This window comes from Amycolatopsis alba DSM 44262, from assembly GCF_000384215.1.
GTDB lineage: Bacteria > Actinomycetota > Actinomycetes > Mycobacteriales > Pseudonocardiaceae > Amycolatopsis > Amycolatopsis alba.
On the sequence record NZ_KB913032.1, the window covers coordinates 8,229,916 to 8,245,625 of the forward strand.

At 69.3% G+C, this 15,710-nt stretch carries 13 protein-coding genes and 1 pseudogene; 6 read left to right on the forward strand and 8 right to left on the reverse strand.

Annotated features, from left to right (window positions below; all coding sequences use genetic code 11):
• Positions 1-19: 19 nt before the first annotated feature.
• Positions 20-988 carry a LysR family transcriptional regulator gene (locus AMYAL_RS0138240; RefSeq protein ID WP_026467783.1) on the reverse strand — a complete coding sequence of 323 codons (969 nt, stop codon included), beginning with the start codon at positions 986-988 and terminating at the stop codon, positions 20-22.
• A 98-nt stretch (positions 989-1,086) separates the two neighbouring features.
• Here AMYAL_RS0138240 and AMYAL_RS0138245 point away from each other — a divergent pair, with 98 nt between their 5' ends.
• A complete protein-coding gene (locus AMYAL_RS0138245; protein ID WP_026467784.1) occupies positions 1,087-2,049 on the forward strand; it encodes a M64 family metallopeptidase in 963 nt (320 codons plus the stop codon).
• Between the two features lie 7 nt (positions 2,050-2,056).
• Here the strand turns inward: AMYAL_RS0138245 and AMYAL_RS0138250 are convergent, their stop codons facing one another.
• The 5 genes from AMYAL_RS0138250 to AMYAL_RS0138270 form a co-directional block, all read right to left on the reverse strand.
• The gene (locus tag AMYAL_RS0138250; RefSeq protein WP_020636587.1) at positions 2,057-2,506 is read right to left on the reverse strand and encodes an SRPBCC family protein; all 450 of its coding nucleotides are present in this window, start codon (positions 2,504-2,506) and stop codon (positions 2,057-2,059) included.
• Between the two features lie 73 nt (positions 2,507-2,579).
• Positions 2,580-3,470 (reverse strand): AraC family transcriptional regulator, encoded by an 891-nt coding sequence (locus tag AMYAL_RS0138255; protein ID WP_020636588.1) that lies wholly within the window; start codon positions 3,468-3,470, stop codon positions 2,580-2,582.
• Positions 3,471-3,480: 10 nt separating this feature from the next.
• A complete protein-coding gene (locus AMYAL_RS0138260) occupies positions 3,481-4,539 on the reverse strand; it encodes an LLM class flavin-dependent oxidoreductase (RefSeq protein WP_020636589.1) in 1,059 nt (352 codons plus the stop codon).
• Positions 4,540-4,651: 112 nt separating this feature from the next.
• Positions 4,652-5,263 (reverse strand): SecDF P1 head subdomain-containing protein, encoded by a 612-nt coding sequence (locus AMYAL_RS0138265; protein WP_026467785.1) that lies wholly within the window; start codon positions 5,261-5,263, stop codon positions 4,652-4,654.
• 27 nt (positions 5,264-5,290) lie between these two features.
• On the reverse strand, positions 5,291-6,277 hold the full coding sequence (locus tag AMYAL_RS0138270; protein ID WP_020636590.1) for a YbhB/YbcL family Raf kinase inhibitor-like protein: 987 nt from the start codon (positions 6,275-6,277) through the stop codon (positions 5,291-5,293).
• A gap of 76 nt (positions 6,278-6,353) precedes the next feature.
• Between AMYAL_RS0138270 and AMYAL_RS0138275 the strand changes: the two genes are divergently transcribed.
• From AMYAL_RS0138275 to AMYAL_RS0138285, 3 genes and pseudogenes are all read left to right on the forward strand, one after another.
• Positions 6,354-6,992: a GntR family transcriptional regulator gene (locus AMYAL_RS0138275; RefSeq protein WP_020636591.1), complete on the forward strand. Its 639-nt coding sequence runs from the start codon at positions 6,354-6,356 to the stop codon at positions 6,990-6,992.
• A gap of 139 nt (positions 6,993-7,131) precedes the next feature.
• Positions 7,132-9,804 (forward strand): glycoside hydrolase family 84 protein, encoded by a 2,673-nt coding sequence (locus AMYAL_RS0138280; RefSeq protein ID WP_020636592.1) that lies wholly within the window; start codon positions 7,132-7,134, stop codon positions 9,802-9,804.
• 61 nt (positions 9,805-9,865) lie between these two features.
• Positions 9,866-10,045: pseudogene (locus AMYAL_RS0138285) on the forward strand (AMP-dependent acyl-CoA synthetase); the annotation flags it as partial.
• A 34-nt stretch (positions 10,046-10,079) separates the two neighbouring features.
• Here AMYAL_RS0138285 and AMYAL_RS0138290 read toward each other — a convergent pair.
• Positions 10,080-10,985, reverse strand: coding sequence for an Lrp/AsnC family transcriptional regulator (locus AMYAL_RS0138290; RefSeq protein WP_020636594.1), 906 nt, complete (start codon positions 10,983-10,985; stop codon positions 10,080-10,082).
• Between the two features lie 209 nt (positions 10,986-11,194).
• Here AMYAL_RS0138290 and AMYAL_RS0138295 point away from each other — a divergent pair, with 209 nt between their 5' ends.
• Complete coding sequence (locus AMYAL_RS0138295; RefSeq protein ID WP_020636595.1) at positions 11,195-12,856, forward strand: amidohydrolase; 1,662 nt, start codon at positions 11,195-11,197, stop codon at positions 12,854-12,856.
• Complete coding sequence (locus tag AMYAL_RS0138300; protein WP_020636596.1) at positions 12,853-14,133, forward strand: MFS transporter; 1,281 nt, start codon at positions 12,853-12,855, stop codon at positions 14,131-14,133. The genes AMYAL_RS0138295 and AMYAL_RS0138300 overlap by 4 nt, the downstream gene beginning before the upstream one ends.
• Here AMYAL_RS0138300 and AMYAL_RS0138305 read toward each other — a convergent pair.
• Positions 14,130-15,704, reverse strand: coding sequence for a succinic semialdehyde dehydrogenase (locus tag AMYAL_RS0138305; RefSeq protein ID WP_020636597.1), 1,575 nt, complete (start codon positions 15,702-15,704; stop codon positions 14,130-14,132). The genes AMYAL_RS0138300 and AMYAL_RS0138305 overlap by 4 nt on opposite strands.
• Positions 15,705-15,710 lie beyond the last annotated feature (6 nt).

Here is a 15,710-nt window from a genome sequence, read left to right on the forward strand (position 1 = left end):
GGAATTCCCCGACCAGGTGTCACCCGATGGCACGCCGGGCGGGTTCCTCACGACGCGCCAGCCAGCTGCGGTACGTGTGGCTGCTGTCGGTGTCGGACCGGTAGGCCGCCTCGGCCGCGGCGATCAGGGCGTCGCTGTTCCCGCCGAAGGCTCCTCCGGTGCTCCAGACGATCAGGTACCGCATCCACAGCGGATCCCCCGCGAGGGAACGGATCACGATTCCGGGCGAAGCGGGAAAGGTGACCTGGCAAGGGGAAATCGCCCGCCCTGCCGCGATCAGGCGTTGCAGCGGCCGGAGTTCCGTGCTCCGGTGCGCGACCTGCGGCCGGAATCCCACCAGCGCGCAGGCTTCCTCGAAGCATTCCGGCCAGCCGGCGCCGTCGGACGGTCCGAGCACCCACCGTTCCCCGGCGAGATCGGCCAGGTCGAGCTCGGCGCGGCAGGCGGCCGGATGGTCCGCGGCGATCGCCACGAACACCGGCTGCGTGGCCAGTGGCCGTGCCGCCACCCCCGCGGCCGGCGGCAGGGCGTGACCGGGATAGTCGGCGACGACGGCGGCGTCGAGCTGCCCGCCCGCCACGAGATCCAGCAGCCGCAAGGGCGAGAACTCGGTGGTCACCGAAACCGCTTGCCCACGGCCGGAATCACCGAGCCGGTCCGCCAGCTCGACGACCATCGAACCGCCGATCCCGCCCAGCGCGACAGGACGTTCCTCCCCGTCCGCCAGCCAGCGTGCCGCGTCCCGGTGCATCGTGTCCGCCGCGGTGAGGACGGCCCGCGCGCGGGCGAGCACGCATTCCCCGAACGCCGTCGGAAAGACCCCGTCCCGGCCGCGCACGAACAAAGTCCCGCCGAACGCGCGCTCGATCCGTTGCACGGCAGCGGTCAGCGCGGGCTGGGAGCTCCCGATGCCGATCGCCGCGCGCGTGATGCTGCCCGCGTCGGCCACGGCGCACACCACTCGCAGGTGACGTAACTCGACGTCCATCACGCGGACCTTATGGCCGTTTGGGATGTGCCGGAAGCCGTCGAAAGTCGGGATCGTTTTTCGTACTCCTCTCCTCCCCCTCCCCGCAAGGAGTACGCATGCGACGTGCCTGTCTCATGGTCGCGCTGACCGCCGTCCTCGTCGCCGGGTTCACGCCCGCGACGGCTTCGGCGGCCCCCCGATTCACGACGTCGATGGAGGCCTTCGACCCCGGAGGAACCATCACCCGAGTGGACGTCACCCGGCCCGCCTCGGACCGGACCGCCGCACCACAGCAGATCGCGAACTCCGCCACGGTGACCCCGATCGAGACCAACGGCCCCAGCGAGACCACTTTCGACCTGGTCTTCGTCGGTGACGGCTACACCTCCTCGCAGCTGGGCACGTACTCGCAGCACGTCCGCTCCAGCATCGCGGCACTGTTCGCGATCGAGCCGTACAAGAGCTATCGCAAACAGTTCAACCTCTGGCAGGTCGACGTCGTCTCCGCCCAGTCCGGCGTCACCAACGACCCGACCCAAGGGGTCCGGCGCAACACCGCGCTGGGCTCGTACTTCTGGTGCGGCGGCATCGAACGGCTGTTGTGCGTCAACGAAACCAAGGCGAACCAGTACGCCGCGGCCGCGCCCGACGTGGATCAGGTCATCATGCTGGCGAACACCACGAAGTACGGCGGAGCGGGCGGCGGCGTCGCGACGTCTTCGGGCGGCAACATCCAGGCCAGCCAGATCGTCGCCCACGAACTCGGGCATTCCATCGGCGGACTGGCCGACGAATACGACTACGGCACGTGCGAAACCCGTGAACCCCGCGAGCCCAACGCGTCCGCGCTCACGGCGGCGCAGATGCGGGACCGGCGCGCCAAGTGGTACACCTGGCTGGGCAAGCCCTCGCCCGACGGCGGCACGGTCGGCGCTTTCGAGGGATCCCGCTACTGCAAGACCGGGATGTACCGTCCCAGCGTGAACTCGCTCATGCGCACACTCGGGCAGCCCTTCAACCCGCCGAGCACCGAGGCGATGATCGCGGGCTTCCACCGGGAAGCCGCCGCCCGGCACTGATTCCCGGTCATGGCCTCCTGGCCGGGCCGCCGGCGTGGTCGGCGAGCCCGGTCGCCATGGCCTGCATGAAGCGGCGGAGGTACCAGCGGAAGATCAACGCCTTGCCCCGGCCCACGCGATACGTCCCGTGCCAGCGGATCCGGGTCCCGCCGCCGGGTGTCTCGCGCAGATCGACGGCGGCCTGATAGCCGACCATCACCGGAACGTCCACGCCTTCGTAGGAGAACCGGCGTTCGGGGTCGAGTGCGGTGATCCGCTCCTTGGTGACCGTCTTGCCGGTACGGAAGGCACGGATCGCACCGACGCCGTCGCGTCCGTCGGCGGAAATCCCTTGCGAAGCAGCGACTTCCAGGGAACCGACCCCTGACCAGGCAGGCCAGCTGCGGGCGTCCAGCAACAGTGCCCACACCGCGGCGGGCGGCGCCGGCGATTCGGCGGTGACGTCGTACGACTGCATTCGGGAACTACTCACAAGGTCACCCTAGGAACGGGCGGGTTCGGTCACCAGGCGTGAGATTGCGGCGCGGTGATCACGAATTGCGGTACTCGGACGGCCTCGATCCGGTGTGCCGCAGGAAAGCGGCGGACAGGGCGCCCGCAGTGGCGAACCCGCATCGGCTCGCGATCCGGCTGATCGGGAGATCGGTGTCGCGCAGCAGTCTTCGCGCCTCCTCCATCCGGAGCCTGCCGAGGAAACGGTGCGGTGTCTCGCCGGTCTTCTCCTTGAAGACCCGGATGAAGTGATAGACGCTCAAGTGCACTTCCCCGGCGATTTCGGCCAGGCTGAGCGGATCGGCCAGCCGTTCGCGCATCATCGCCACGGCCGCGCGGACACGGCTGTCCTCGCGTCCCGTGTCCGGCGGCCCCGGCTTCCGCGCGTGCCGGGTGAGCAGATGCACGGCGAGGAAGGCGGCCGCGGATTCGGCGTACAGGTCGTCGTTCTCCCTCGCGTTCCCGACCGCCCGGACCAGTTCGTCGAGCAGCGGGTCTCCCCCGGCCACCGAAGCCGCCATCGCCTCGTGATCGACCGCGCGGCCGCCCAGCCGTTCCGCGATCGGCTCCACCGTGGTGCCGGGGAGATGCACCTGCAGGCTGCGCATCGACTCGTCCCCGCGGTAGCGGCGCGACACCGGTCTGCCGGGAACGGCGAGTTCGAGCCGCCCCGGCTCCCAGTGGTGACGGTTCCACCGGCCTTCGTCGCGGGTCTCCATCACCGCCTTTCCCGACAGCGGCAGCACCAGGTGCAGATCCGCGGTGGCGGGCAGCCGTATGTCCTCGGCGATGGGAACGTGGTCGAACCGCTGGACGAGCAGGGATTCCCAGCCGGAATCCTCCCAGCTGCAATAGGTCCGCCGGACATAGCGGGACATGTCGAAACCGGTGTACGGCTGAAGGTCGAATCGCTCGGAGTCGAACACCACGGCTTCGAGGCTAGTCCTTCAGCAACTCCTTCACCCGCGGCACGACCTGCTCGCCGTACAGCCGGATCGAGTTCAGGCGCTGTTCGTGCGAAAGGGCGCCGACGCTGTACTTCAGCTGGAAGCGCGACAGGCCGAGCGTCCGCACCGCCCAGGCGATCTTCTGCGCGACGGTCTCGGGTGAACCGACGAACAGCGCGCCGCGCGGCCCGGCCATGGCGTCGTAGTCGGCACGGGACATCGGGCCCCAGCCGCGTTCGGCGCCGATCTTGGCGAAGGCGGCCTGGTGATGCTGGAAGTGCTGCGCGACCGCCAGTTCGTCGGTCTCGGCGATGTGACCGGGGCTGTGCATGGAGATCGGCAGCTCCTGGTGTCCCGACTCCTTCACCGCGCGGCGGTACAGGTCGGCCAGCGGGGTGAACCGCTCCGGTGATCCGCCGATCACCGCCATCACCAGCGGCAGGCCGTACGCGGCCGCGCGGACCACCGACTGCGGGGTGCCGCCGACGCCGACCCAGGCGGGCAGGCTGCCCGATTCGGTGACCGGGAAGGCCTGCGCGCCCTCCAGCGCGGGGCGGACCGTTCCGGACCAGTCGACCGGCTTCTCCTTTTGCAGGTGCGTGAACAGGTCGAGTTTCTCGGCGAACAGCGCTTCGTAGTCGTCCAGCGAGTACCCGAACAGCGGGAAAGATTCAGTGAAGGAACCCCGGCCGAGGGTGACTTCGGCGCGTCCGCGGGAGACGGCGTCCAGCGTGGCGAACCGCTCGTAGACGCGCACCGGGTCGTCCGAGCTGAGCACCGTGACCGCCGTGCCCAGCCGGATCCGCTCGGTCCGGCCCGCGATCGCGGCCAGGACGACGTCCGGCGACGACACCGCCATCTCCGTGCGGTGGTGTTCGCCGACCCCGAAGTAGTCGACGCCCACCTGGTCGGCGAGCACGCCCTCGGCCACGACCTGGCGGATGGCCTCGGCCTGGCTCACCGGCTGACCGTCCGGACCGTTCTCCACGTCGCCGAAGGTGTCCAGGCCGAAGGTCGGCTCGTGCCGGGTGCCCAGGATCTCGTAACCCATGTCCAACTCCTCAAGTAGTTGAACGCTCAAACGTCGGGTACGACGGCTGTATTCCGCGCGACGTCAGGGCACGCGGGCGCCAGGGTTCGCAAGCCACTCCGCAGCGACGAGGTCAGACGCCAGCGATGTCGCGCGCCAGTTGCCGCGCCTCGGGCAGGGTGAACTTGCCGGTGATCTGGGTTTCCCCGCCGGTGATGGCGGTCTGGATCATCGGCGCGGTCAGCACACGGCTCTTCAGCACCATCGCGACCTGCTTGCCGATGTTCCCCGCGGTCCAGTCGGCCCACGTCCGCGAACCCGCGTCGGTGAAGCTGAGCCCGATGATCGAGCCGCCCGCACGCGGATCGAGCCGGGCGTTCGTCCGGCTGAGGTCGGCTCCGGTGAGGAAGGCCGGGCCGAGCAGGTATTTGGTGCCCTGCACCCGGTCGCAGCCGACCAGCGGGAGCGCCGGATCGTCACGGCCGTCCAAGGGGTCCTGCCCCGGTGAGCAGTCCAGCGCCGCCGCGGCGGCCTGCTGTTCCGCGGGGTCCGTGCTCTGCCGGTTCGCCGCCGAGCCTGTCGCCGGAGCGGGCGGGAGTTCGGCCAGGACCGGCCGGAACCGCAGCCGGGATCCGTCCTTGACCGTGAAACTGTCACCTTCGGGCTCGGGTTGACCGGAAACCCCGGACTGGCACCCGGTGACACCGAGCAGGACGAGGACGACCGCGACACAGAGGATTCGCACGGGATCATTCTGTCGTGTTCGGCGTCCTCATGGGTGCGAAACGGCCCGCCGCCGCACCGTCCGCTCGAGAATCCCGAGCGTGGCCTTGAGCGCGGATCCGGGGACCACGGGGAAGGTGACGCGCCGCTTCCACTCTTCGCCGACCTCCGACCAGTCGTAGTACGACGTGACGAGAGTGCCGCCCTCGGCGGGCTCCAGCCGGTAGCCGTAGATGTGCCGGACGGGCGGCCGGATCCGGCCTTCGACGGTCCAGGCGATCTCCTCGTCCGGGACGAACCTGGTGATCACGACCTCGACGTCGTACTTGCCCAGCGGCACGTCCCCGAGCGCCTCCCGGTCCATGTGGACGACGAACCTGTCGCCCTCCTTCTCGACCCGGTCTCCTTCGGCGTCGATGAGCATTCCCGACGCGTCGATGTCCACATGTCCTTTCGGGTCGCTCAGGACCGCGAAGACGTCGTCGGCCGCTGCCGGAATAAGCCGGGAGACTTCGAGGCGCTCGGCACCTGGTGTCTCCGCGGTGGCGACCAGGACCGCGCGGCCGAGTACGTGCGAGGTCATGGTGAAGCCGAGGAGGGCGGGCGTGGCGTCGGCCGGGACGCCGAGCGACTCGACGTCGAGCGCGTGCACCACGACGAAGTAGCGGTGCACGCCGTGCCCGGCGGGCGGAGCGGCGCCGAGGAAACGGGCCGCCCTGGCGTCGTTGGGCAGCTGGAAAGCGCCCTCGGGCAACCCCGAGCCGCTGTCGTCACCCGCGCCTTCGGGTAGCTCGGTGACGTCGGCGGGGATGTCGGCGACCGCCCAGTGCCAGAAACCGGAACCGGTGGGAGCGTCGGGGTCGTACACGGTGACGGCGTAGCTCTTGGTGCCCAGCGGGGCACCGCTCCAGCTCAGCTGTGGGGAGATGTCCTTGCCTGCCCACTGATCGGGTGACCAGGCGGCCCCATCGGTGACAGAACTGCTGGTGAGAGTGAAGGAAGCCGCCTCGGGCAGGCGGGCGAAGGGGTCGTTCATGAATCGACCATAACACAAATAATCGATTATCTATCGGTTCGTCTATGCTTCGCGGATGTCTTCACCGGACAAGCAGATGCTCTCCGAGCAGGTGTACACGCATCTGCGGGACGCGATCATGCGCGGCGACCACGCCCCCGGCGCCGCGCTCAAACCGCAGGATCTCGCCAAGGAGCAGGGCGTGAGCCTCGCCGTCGTCCGCGAAGCCCTGGTGCGGGTGGTCGGCGACGGCCTCGCCGACAGGCTGCCGAACCGCGGTTTCGCCGTGCCCGCCTTCTCCGACCACCGCTGGCAGGAGATCACAGAGGCCCGCCGGACCATCGAACCGCTCGTGCTGCGCCTCTCCCTCGAACGCGGCGACCTCGACTGGGAGGCCCGCGTCCGCGCCGCGCACCACCGGCTGAGCCGCACACCGCCGTTCACCCCCGACGAAGGCGAGTACGTCAGCGGAGCGTGGTCCGAGGCCCACCGCGTTTTCCACCGCACCCTGCTGGACGGCTGTGGAAACCCGGTCCTGCTGGAGACCTTCGACCGGATGTGGACCGCGAGCGAACTGGCCCGCCGCTGGGCGGCGCACCGCGCTCCCGGCCGGGACCACCTCGCCGAACACCGCCTGCTGGAGGAAACGGCGCTGGCCCGTGACGCCGACGCGGCGGCCGAGGCACTGACCCGGCATCTCACCCTCACCGCGGCCGCGCTGACCGACGGACGGTAAAGCTCACCCTGTCGGAAAATCACCCAGACCGACCTAGCCCCAGTCATCGCATTGGGTGTTTCCTTGCTCACAGAACGTCGTCGCTCGACGCTTTGGGGGCCAGCCGATGTCCTTCCGATGGGTACTCCGCCTCATTCCGGTGACGCTGCTTGTGACCGCGGTGGCGGTGGCCGTTCCCGCACCGGCGAGCGCGGCGCCCGCTCCCCCGCCACTCGCGCAGGTCTGGCCGACACCCCAGCAGCTGACGCCGCGGCCGGGGCAGGTGACCATCCCGCGCACCGTCGTCGAGGTCGTCGGCGCGGACACCGATCCGTCCGCGCTCGCCGTCGTGGAGCAGGTCCTCCGTTCGGCGGGTGCGAGCACCTTCGTCAAGATCACCGACAGTGACCAGGCGGCCGTCGCCAGGGAGCGCGACAACGGCGGGCTCGTCGTGTTCGTCGGCGGTCCCACCGAAAGCAGGGCGACCGCCCTCGCGCTCGCCGCGCTGCGCATCGACGGCCCCGAAGGCCTGTCCCCCGGCGGATACGTTCTCGCCGCCGACCGCGGCGTGATCGCACTGTCCGGTGTGGACACTTCGGGGACGTTCTACGCCGCGCAGTCCTTCCGGCAGCTGTTCGCTTCCGGCAAGAGCCGCGCGTTCGGCCTGCGTGACTGGCCGGCGGCTCCGTTGCGCGGGGTGATCGAAGGCTTCTACGGCGCGCCGTGGTCGCATGCCGACCGGCTGGCGCAACTGGACTTCTACGGCCGCACCAAGCAGAACATGTACGTCTACTCCCCCAAGGACGACCCGTTCCTGCGCGCCCGCTGGCGCGATCAGTACCCGCCCGAACAGCTCGCGCTGCTTGCGCAACTGGTGAGCCGGGCGACCGCGAACCACGTCGAGTTCACCTACGCCCTCTCCCCCGGTCTTTCGGTGTGTTACTCCTCGGACGCCGACAAGGCCGCGCTGGTCACGAAGTTCCAGTCGCTGTGGGACATCGGGGTGCGGTCGTTCGCGATCCCGCTCGACGACATCTCCTACACCCACTGGAACTGCGATGCCGACGCCGCCAAGTTCGGCACCGGTGGCGCGGCCGCGGGTGCGGCGCAGTCGTTCCTGCTCAACCGGGTACAGCAGGACTTCATCGCCACACATCCCGGAGTCGAGCGGCTGCAGACCGTCCCGACCGAGTACTACGACCTCGCCGACTCCCCGTACAAGACCGCGCTGCGCACCCAGCTCGACAAGGCGGTGATCGTCGAATGGACCGGCGTCGGCGTCATCGCCGGCGAGATCACCGAAAAGCAAGCCCGGCAGGCGAAAGAGGTCTTCGGGCACGACATCCTGATCTGGGACAACTACCCGGTCAACGACTACATCACCGAACGTCTGCTGCTCGGCCCGTACATCGGCCGCGAACCAGGGGTCGCGAAGTACCTGTCCGGGATCACCGCGAATCCGATGGTGCAGGCCGAGGCGTCCAAGATCGCCGAGTTCACCTCGGGCGACTTCCTGTGGAACCCCGACAAGTACGACCCCGACAAATCCTGGGTCGCCGCCATCGCCGATCTCGGCGGTCCCGCCGCGCCGGCACTGAAGGTGTTCGCGGAGAACAACTATTCGAGCCTGCTCGTCCGGCTCGAAACCGGGAAGCCGGATCTGGACTCCCCGGTGCTGCGCCCGCTGCTCGCGGCGTTCTGGGCCGCGCTGGAGAAGAAGGACCCCTGGGACGCGGCGGCGAAGCTGGATCGCTATCTCTCCTCGATGGCCGCCGACCCCGAAGACCTGCGCCGCGGGATGGCCGCGAATCCGAAGTTCCTCGCCGAAGTGGGGCCGTGGCTCGACCAGGTCGGCCTCTACGGTCAGGCGGGCGGGCACGCGGTGAAGATGCTGCTGGCACAGGTCGACGGCGACGGCGCGAAGGCATGGGCCGAGCGAGGGGAACTCGTCACCGCGCTCGACAAGGCGCAGGCGATCCGCGTCCAGACCGCGCGAGGACCGCGCAACCCGAGCACGTGCACGGCGGTCTGCGTGCCGTTCCTCGCCGCTGCGCTTGCGACGGCCGATCGCTGGTTCGGCCTGCCGGGGATCCGGCCGCAGCCGACGACCTCGATGGGCACCTACACCGACAACGTCCCCGCCCGGATGGTCGACGGCGACCCCGGCACCTATTACTGGACCGACTGGGCACCGCGCGTCGGTGACACCATCGGCGTCGACCTCGGCGCCGCGCAGCGCGTGTCCCATGTGGACATCACCATGGGCAAGACGACCAGCCCGGACGACTTCGTCCACAACGGTGTCCTCGAATACTCCGCCGACGGTACGAAGTGGACGGCGGTGAAGACGGTCACGGAGCCGGTGATCTCGGCGAACCTCCCGGACGGTGCCGAGGCGCGTTACGTCCGCGTACGCGTGACCGGAACCCAGACTTTCTGGATCGTGGTCCGCGAGTTCACCGTGTCCACACCGGACAGTCCCAAGTACACGGTCACCGGCACTCCGGCTGGATCGAACCTCGCCGCCGCTGCGGACAACAACGCCGATTCGGTGTACGCGGCGGCATCCGCGCCGCTACCCGGCGACGCGCTCGTCGTCACGGCCGCGGCGCCGAAACCGCTGAGCAAGGTGGTCGTCCTGGCGACCGAAGCCGGCGCGGGTGCCGACGTCCAGGTGGCGGACGCGGCGGGCGGCTGGCGCACGATCGGCCGGATGACAGGCGGCTACACGGAACTGCCCGCCCAGGACGTCGTGACCGACCGTGTCCGGCTGCTCTGGACGCCAGGAGGCGCGCCGCCGAAGATCGCCGAGGTCATTCCGTCGCGAGGGTGATGGCGTATGTTCGGACGGGTTCGGTCAGGGGACTCGGATCGTTTTGACGAGTGGTCGGCGGACCTTCCTGCCGCCGACGCTGATCTACCTCCTGCTCGACAATCCGGCGCTGGACGGCGCCGATCTTTCGTCACTGCAATGCCTTTGGTATGGCGCCGCACCGATGTCGGCCACCAAACTCGCCGAAGCGATCACCCGGATCGGCCCGGTCTTCGGGCAGTTGTCCGGGCAGAGCGAAGCCAGACCGAGATCCGGAAAACCCTGCTGGACAACGGCTAGCGCCGCGTGAGCTCTTCGGCGGTCGGCAAAGGCCACTCATAGCGCTCCTTGGCGATGCGGAGGTGGACCCACGTCTCCGCGGTCACCACGTCGGCCCTGCCGCTGATCTCTTCGAGCGTCCGGTCGAGGTCTCGGGCCGACTGCGCCGCGATGGTGGCGACGACGTCGAACCGGCCGATGGTCCTGGCGAGGAACTCGGTGTCGTCGCGCGCGGCGAGCGCCGCGGTCACGGCGTCCCCGGCGCCCCGCACGTTCAGGCCGATCCCGCAGACCAGGCCCGCGTCCGGGCGGACGCGGCTGAGCACCGGCGCGATCCGGATGACGTCGTGCTCCACGAGGTAGCGCACACGGGTGCGGGTGGCCGACGGCGACAGCCCGACGTGCTCGGCCGTGCGCGCGAAACTCTCCCGACCGTCTTCCTGCAGCCGCAGCATGATGGCGAGGTCGCGGTCGTCCAGCCGCAACCAGGACGGCAGCGGACGGCCGGGCATGAACAGGCCTTTGACCACGTCCACGTAGACGAGTGTGTTGACCTGTTCGACTTCCGGCAGCCCTCGGATGTCCGCCACCGTGCGGTACAGCTCCGGGGAATCGGGCAGGCGCAGCTCGGCGACGGTCTGATACTCCCCGCTCACCGCGGAGACGAACGCCGCGGCCGGCAGCGCCGCGATGGCGTCCGTCGTCGCCTGGGAGCGGCCCGAGGTACGGATCGCGAGATGCGCGTACGCGGTCAGTCCGAGGAACTCGGGGTGGACCGCCGCGACCACGTTGAGCGAACCGTCGGCCTTCAACTGCTCCAGCCGCGCCGACACGGCCGAACGTGACGCGCCGACGCGCTTGGCCAGATCGGCCACGCTCATCCGGCCGTCCGCGCGCAGGGCCGCGACCAGCGCGTCGTCCACGGCGATTCTCCTCTGCTGAGTTTCCGACGGCGAGCCGCACCATATCACCGGCACTAATACCCTCCGGACAGCAGAGATAAAGCGTTATGCGACCGACAACGCGCATATCGATCGTGAACACCGTCCGTACACGACCGATCTGATTGCACTCGCCGTCTTCGTCGCTTACCTTCGCCCCACTTCACCGCCGAATCCCTGGAGTCCGCGCGATGCGCTTGCTGCCCCTCGATCGTTCAGTCCTCGACGCGACCGCGACGATCCTGCTTCCCGATGAACTGGTGACCGTCGACGACGCCACCGAAGGCGCCGCCGCCGTGCTCGTGTTCGGCGAAGAGATCGCCGCGGTCGGCTCGGTGGACGAGTGCCGGGCCCGCGCGGCCGGTCTCGGCCGTCCGGAGCCGGAGGTCCGGCGCCTGCCGGGCACGCTCCTGCCCGGCTTCGTCGATCCGCACGCGCATCCCCTGATGTACGGGCAGATGATGACCTGGGTGGACTGCGGTCCCGAGCGGGCTTCGACCATCCCCGAGATCGTCGCGCTGCTGCGTGAGGCGGCCGAGAACACTCCGGCGGGCAGGCCCGTCCGAGGTTACGGCTACGAGCACCGCAACCTCGCCGAGAAACGCCATCCCCGCTCCGGAGAGCTCGACGCGGTCGCCGAAGACCGCGAGGTCTACCTCATGAACGCCAGCGGGCACGGCGGCGTGGTCAACAGCTTCACGTTACGGCGCAACGGCGTCACCCGTGACACCCCGGACCCCGACGGCGGGGTGTTCTTCCGCGACGAGCACGGCGAGCTCACCGGGGAGCTCTCGGACGCGGCGTGCAACATCCTCACCGGGGTCACCGGCGTGAAGGTCGGGCGGCACGGGCCGAACTTCCACCTCGAGGACGAGCCGGAGGAGCACGCGCGGCAACTGGCGGCCGCGCAGGAGAAGTTCCTCGCCGCCGGGGTGACCGCGATCGGCGACGCCCAGGTCACGCGCCGCGAGTTCGACATGTACCTGAGGCTGGACGAGGCCGGGCTGCTCAAGACGCGGGTGCACATGTACCTGCTGTCGCATCTGCTCGACCAGGCACTGGAAATGGGACTGCACGGCGCTTTCGGCACCACGCGTCTCGCGTTCGCTGGGATCAAGTTCTACGCCGACGGCACGCTCGGCGGGTGGACCGCGTACTTCCCGGACGGCTACGTCGGCGACCCGTGCCGCACCGGGCAGCTCTATCACGATCCCAAGGACTACTCCGCGCTGATCGACAAGGCGCACGAAGCCGGGCTTCAGACCGCGACCCACGCCCAGTCCCCCGACGCGATCGCCATGGTGCTCGACGCCATCGAGGACGCGCAGCGGCGGAATCCCCGGCCCGACGCCCGGCACCGCATCGAGCACTGTGGACTGCCGTCCCCTGAACAGATCGAGCGGATGGCCGTACTCGGCGTCCACCCGGTCAACCAGCCCCAGCACTACTTCAACTGGGGCGAAGGTGTCACCGACGCCGTCGGCACCCCCGGCGAGCGGTTCAACCCGCTCGGCGAGTTCCAGGCGGCGGGCGTGCCGGTCACGCTCAGCTCGGACGCCCCGGTCGCGGAGCCGAACCCGCTCGAAGCCATCCAGACCGCGGTCACCAGGACGACCCGGCGCGGCCACCGGCTCGGCGGCGGCGACCTCTTGATCGACGTCCGCTCGGCCGTCGCCGCGCATACGATCGCCGGCGCCCGCGTACTCGGCCGTGAGCGCGACCTGGGCTCGATCACCCCCGGCAAACGCGCCGATTTCGTGCTGCTCGGCGAGAATCCCCTCACCTGCGATCCCGCCCGGATCGCGGGCATCGAGGTGCTGGAGACCTGGATCGACGGCGAGGTGGCCCGATGACCGTCCAAACCGACACACAGTCACTCCGGCGCGCCCGCCGGGCCGGGCTCGCCGCCTTCGTCGGCACCACGATCGAGTGGTACGACTTTTACATCTACGCCACGGCCGCGAGCCTCGTCTTCGGCACCGTGTTCTTCCCCGAAACCGGCGACAGGCTCACAGGAGTCGCGGCGGCCTTCGCCACGTACGCGGTCGGCTTCTTCGCGCGGCCTCTCGGCGGCATCGTGTTCGGGCACATCGGCGACCGCGTCGGCCGCAAGAGCGCGCTCGTGATCACCCTGACCATGATGGGAGCGGCGACCTTCCTGGTCGGCTGCCTGCCCGGATACGCCCAGATCGGCACGTGGGCGCCCATCCTGCTCGTGGTACTCAGGTTCGTCCAGGGGCTGGCCGTCGGCGGCGAGTGGGGCGGCGCCGTGCTCATGGCCGTCGAGCACGCGCCACCGGACAAGAAGACCTTCTACGGCGCCTTCGCGCAGGCGGGAAACCCCGCGGGCGCGTTGCTGGCCACCGGCCTGTTCAGTCTCCTGAGCATGGGCGGCCCCGAAATGCTCGCCGACTGGGGCTGGCGGATCCCGTTCTTCGCGTCCGCGTTGCTGATCGGCGTCGGGCTCGTCGTGCGGCTGAAGGTCGAGGAGTCACCGGTCTTCGAGGAGACCACGGAAGACACCGGCGTCCCCATCCTGTACGCGGTGCGGACGAACTGGCGGCCGATCCTGCTGGGCATCTGCGTGCTGCCCGTCGCGGTCGGCGGCTACTACCTCGTCACCACGTTCGCGACGGCGTACGCGACCGATCCGGCCGTCGGCGTCTCCGAATCGCTCGTGCTCAACGCGCTCACCATCGCCGCTTTCGTGGAACTGGCCGTGAGCTTCGGCGCGGCGTGGCTCGGCGATCGCTTCGGCCGGGTGCGGGTGGTCGTGATCGGCCTTGCCGGCGTCGCCGTGCTCGCGGCCCCGCAGTTCCTGGTGCTCTCGACCAAGAACGCGGCGCTGATCATCGCGGCGTTCGTCGCGATGCGCCTGGCGATGACGGCGACCTACAGCCCGATCGCCGCCGTCCTGTCGCAGATGTTCCGCCCGCGGGCGCGGTACACGAGCATCTCGCTGTCGTATCAGCTGGCGGGCGCGCTCTTCGGCGGACTCTCGCCGCTGGCGTCGACCCTGCTGTTCCAGGCGACCGGCAGTGTCTGGCCGGCGATCGGCCTGCTGATCGGCATGTGCGTGCTCAGTATCGTCTGTGTGCTGGCCGCGCCGCAGCACACCGACGACATCTAGCGGATACGCAGGCGCCGCATGAGTTTCAGCCCGGAGAGCATCCCCTCGACGTACTTCTCGTAGGTCTGGCCGCCGCGGGGACCCATGACCTGCTTCTTGAGCACCGCCACGTTCTTGACGTCGGTGTACTTGAGCAGGCCCTGGTCCCCGTGGCGGGCGCCGACGCCCGAGTTCTTGACGCCGCCGGACGGCGTCCCCTTCGCGGCGTACGCGGTGGCCAGGATGTCGTTGATGTTGACGTTGCCGGACTCGATCCGCGAGGCCACGGCGCGGGCGGCGTCGACGTCACCGCCCCAGACCGAGGCATTGAGGCCGTATTCGGTGTCGTTGGCCAGCGCGACGGCCTCGTCGACCGTGACGTACTTGTGCAGCGCGACAACGGGTCCGAAGGTTTCGGTGACACCGCAGAGCATGTCCTTCGTGACGCCTTCGAGAATCGTCGGCTCGAAGAACGCCGGGCCGAGATCGGGCCGGGGCTTTCCTCCGCAAAGGACGGTGGCGCCCTTCGCGACGGCGTCCTCGACGTGTGACTTGACGCGGTTCATGTGGTCGACGGAGACGAGCGAACCCATGTCGGGTCCGAAGTCGTAGGCGGCGCGGACGTCGAGAGCCTTGGTCTTGGCCACGTACGCGTTCTTGAACTCGTCGTAGCGGGACTCCGGCAGGTAGATCCGCTCGATGTGCATGCAGATCTGCCCGGTGTTGCCGAAAGCACCGAAGATCGCGCCCTGTGCGGCCTCGGCCAGGTCGGCGTCTTCGAGCACGATCATCGGGTTCTTGCCCCCGAGTTCGAGACAGCAGCCGATGAGGTTGCGGCCCGCCCGCTCGCCGATCACCCGGCCGGTGGCCGTGGAACCGGTGAACATCACGTAGTTCGCGTGGTCGATGAGCGTGGGCCCGACGTCCGGGCCCTCACCGCACACCACCTGGAACAGCCCCTTCGGCAATCCGGCCTGCTCCAGCAGCTCGACGCCGTACAGCGGGGAGAGCGCCGTCTTGTTGTCGGGCTTCAGCACGACCGCGTTCCCGGCCATCAGCGCCGGGATGGCGTCGGAAATGCCGGTGGCGAAAGGGAAGTTCCAGGGCGCGATGATGCCGACGACCCCCTTGGGCTGCCGGATCTCGGTCGACGTCGTCACGAACGGGACCGGTCCCCCGCGTTTGGTCGGTGCCAGCAGTTTCGCGGCCCTCGTGAGGTAATGGCTCATGACCATCGCCGGGTCACAGGTCTCCTCGATGGCCATCCGGCGGTTCTTGCCGCTCTCGACCTGGATGAGGTCGGTGACGATCGGCGCGTTGTCGACGAAGAGCGTGTGCGCCCGCTTGAACACCTCCAGGCGCTTCTTGAGCGGCGTGGCAGCCCACTTCGCTTGCGCGGAGCGCGCCGTGGTGAATGCCTGCTCGATGTCGGCGGGTGTCGACTGGGGCAGCTCGACGAGCACGTCGCCGGTGTAGACCTCGGCGAGCTTCCAGGTCGCGCCGGACGAGCCCGGCACACGGGCGGCGAGGCGGCGCAGGAACGCGTCGATCACCGACGCCGGACGGGTGAGCGCGAGCGGTGTGACGGTCATGGCCCT

Bases quoted from the DNA above. Each gene is read 5' to 3' on its own strand.
- AMYAL_RS0138240 (WP_026467783.1), bottom strand. From the start codon at position 988: ATGGACGTCGAGTTACGTCACCTGCGAGTGGTGTGCGCCGTGGCCGAC.
- AMYAL_RS0138245 (WP_026467784.1), top strand. From the start codon at position 1,087: ATGCGACGTGCCTGTCTCATGGTCGCGCTGACCGCCGTCCTCGTCGCC.
- AMYAL_RS0138250 (WP_020636587.1), bottom strand. From the start codon at position 2,506: ATGCAGTCGTACGACGTCACCGCCGAATCGCCGGCGCCGCCCGCCGCG.
- AMYAL_RS0138260 (WP_020636589.1), bottom strand. From the start codon at position 4,539: ATGGGTTACGAGATCCTGGGCACCCGGCACGAGCCGACCTTCGGCCTG.
- AMYAL_RS0138270 (WP_020636590.1), bottom strand. From the start codon at position 6,277: ATGAACGACCCCTTCGCCCGCCTGCCCGAGGCGGCTTCCTTCACTCTC.
- AMYAL_RS0138275 (WP_020636591.1), top strand. From the start codon at position 6,354: ATGCTCTCCGAGCAGGTGTACACGCATCTGCGGGACGCGATCATGCGC.
- AMYAL_RS0138295 (WP_020636595.1), top strand. From the start codon at position 11,195: ATGCGCTTGCTGCCCCTCGATCGTTCAGTCCTCGACGCGACCGCGACG.
- AMYAL_RS0138300 (WP_020636596.1), top strand. From the start codon at position 12,853: ATGACCGTCCAAACCGACACACAGTCACTCCGGCGCGCCCGCCGGGCC.
- AMYAL_RS0138305 (WP_020636597.1), bottom strand. From the start codon at position 15,704: ATGACCGTCACACCGCTCGCGCTCACCCGTCCGGCGTCGGTGATCGAC.